The organism is Paracraurococcus ruber, assembly GCF_004353985.1.
Lineage (GTDB): Bacteria > Pseudomonadota > Alphaproteobacteria > Acetobacterales > Acetobacteraceae > Paracraurococcus > Paracraurococcus ruber.
Genome location: NZ_SMOA01000497.1, coordinates 1 through 2,290, shown reverse-complemented (window position 1 = coordinate 2,290; position 2,290 = coordinate 1). Strand labels below are relative to the sequence as shown.

General features: G+C 71.5%; 2 protein-coding genes. Both read left to right on the top strand.

What is annotated here, in order from left to right; genetic code table 11:
- Nucleotides 1-770: Mu transposase domain-containing protein (locus tag E2C05_RS33670; protein ID WP_205083214.1), on the top strand; the 770-nt coding region annotated here is incomplete at its 5' end.
- Nucleotides 763-1,515, top strand: a complete 753-nt coding sequence (istB, locus tag E2C05_RS31165; protein WP_133223490.1) for an IS21-like element helper ATPase IstB — start codon at nucleotides 763-765, stop codon at nucleotides 1,513-1,515. The genes E2C05_RS33670 and istB, both read left to right, overlap by 8 nt.
- The last annotated feature ends 775 nt before the right edge of the window (nucleotides 1,516-2,290 follow it).

Genomic DNA, 2,290 nt, shown 5'->3' with positions numbered 1-2,290 from the left:
CATCCTGGGGCATGGCCGGCGCCACCCGCGCCCGGGGGCTCGCCCCCGGGCGCGGGCAGTCGCGCTGGACTGGGGAATTTTCAGCCAGCACTTCCGGGGAGGATTGGGCCAGCAGCTACAGCGAGGTCTTCGCCGAGGAGGTCCGCCACCTGCTGCCGCTGCCCGACAACCCACCGCCGCTGCTCGAGCGCGTCGCGGTCCGGGTCGGCAAGACGCCCTATGCCCGGTTCGACCGCAACGACTACTCCATCCCGCACACCCATGTCCGGCGCGTGCTGACCGTGCTCGCCGATCCGGAGCAGGTACGCATCGTCGACGGCGCCCAGCTGCTCGCCTGCCATCGCCGCAGCTACGATAAGGGCGCGCAGATCGAGCAGGCCGATCACCTGCAGGCCCTGGCGACCCAGAAACGTGCCGCCCGCCAGCACCGTGGCACCGACCGCCTCGCCCAGGCCGCCCCGGCCAGCCAGGAGCTGCTGCGCCGTGCCGCCGCCCGCGGCACGCCGCTCGGCGGCGTCACCACCACGCTGCTGCAGCTGCTCGAGCGTCATGGCGCCGCCGCCCTGCAGGCCGCCATCCGCGAGGCGCTCGAGCGGGATGTGCCGCACCCCAACGCCGTCCGCCTCGCGCTCGACCGGCACCGCGAGCAGCGCGGCACGCCGCCGCCGGTCGCCGTCGTGCTGCCCGCCAGCCTGCAGGCACGGGACCGGCCGGTGCAGCCGCACGCCCTCGAGACCTACGACCGCCTCAAGGATGCCGCCGATGACTGACCCCCAGGCCCTGCGAACCCGCGCCGCGGCGCTGCACCTGCATGGGCTGCTCGCCCACTGGGCCGAGGTCGCCGGCCAGCCCTGGCTGGCGCCGCTCCTCGACTGGGAGGAGCAGGAACGTGGCCGGCGGAGCCTGGAGCGGCGCCTGCAGGCCGCCCGCATCGGCCGGTTCAAGCCCCTCTGCGACTTCGACTGGACCTGGCCGAAGCGCTGCGACCGCACCGCCATCGAGGCCCTGATGAGCCTCGACTTCCTCAAGGAGGCCAGCAACGCCGTCCTGCTCGGCCCGAACGGCGTGGGTAAGACAACACTGGCCCAGAACATCGCCCATCAGGCCCTCATTGCCGGCCACACTGTGCTGTTCGCCACCGCCGGCCACCTGCTCGGTGATCTCGCCGCCCTCGACAGCGATACTGCTTTGCGCCGCCGCCTGCGCCACTACGCCCGTCCCAGCCTGCTGGTCATCGACGAGGTCGGCTATCTCTCCTACTCAACCCGTCATGCTGACCTGCTGTTCGAGTTGATCAGCCGCCGCTACCAGGCCAAGAGCACGATCATCACCACCAACCGCCCCTTTGCCGAGTGGCACGAGGTCTTTCCCAACGCCGCCTGCGTTGTTTCGCTGATCGACCGCCTCGTCCACAACGCCGAGATCATCGCCATCGAGGCCAACTCCTACCGCCTCAAGGAAGCCGAGGAGCGCAGCGAGCTCCGCGCCCGCCGGCGGCGCGCCAGCAGGACCTGAGCGGACCACGCCGTCCGCACCACCAAACCCCTATCCTTTGGTTCGGCTCGCCAAGGCCATCCTTCCGTCCCGGCCGCACTTCGCATCGCGGGCGCGCGCAGCGGATGTCCAGGATGGCCGAAGGCCACCGCGCCTTGGCGCGGCGCGCAGCGTCCTGGACAGCCGCGAGCACGACGGCACCATCACGGCGACCGGGACGCAGGCTGCCTCAGCATCCGCCCCGGCTCCAACGCTCTCGCCCGATCCCCGCACCCGCGCCAGCGCCCGTACGCCCGCGCCTTCGCCGCCGTTTAGGCGCGCTTTCTCGCCGCCGCTGACAGGCCGTCTACGGTGCCGCTCGAGCGGCAGAGCTGGCGGGAGAAGCCGAAGCAGCGCGGCGGCACTACGCCAGCCTCCTCGAGATTGCGGCACGCGCGGAGAATGGCGCACGACCGGAACTCGCAAAGGCACGCGCTTACGTGAAACAACCATGACGGCGTCGCCCTGGGACAGCCAATCAAGGTGTCCCTGGGTGGGCAGATCTCATGCGGCCTTGAGCGGTGTGGTCGCGCCAGCAGGCACCGGGGCGGACGCAGGGGCGGTGCCGTCCTCCCATTCCCGCAGGGCGAGCAAGCGCAGAGCCTCCCGCACGACGTCGCCGTCGTCGAGATAGCGGCCTGTACCGCACCCGGCTCCTTGGACAACTGGTTGGGCTACGCGGCGCGCCTGAAGGTCTCCTCCTGCCAGGCGGCGCGCCTGTCGGCGGGGCTGCGATGGCCGTTCTTCTCGACCAGCC

Coding starts and splice junctions, on each gene's coding strand:
- istB (WP_133223490.1), top strand. CDS start 763: ATGACTGACCCCCAGGCCCTGCGAACCCGCGCCGCGGCGCTGCACCTG.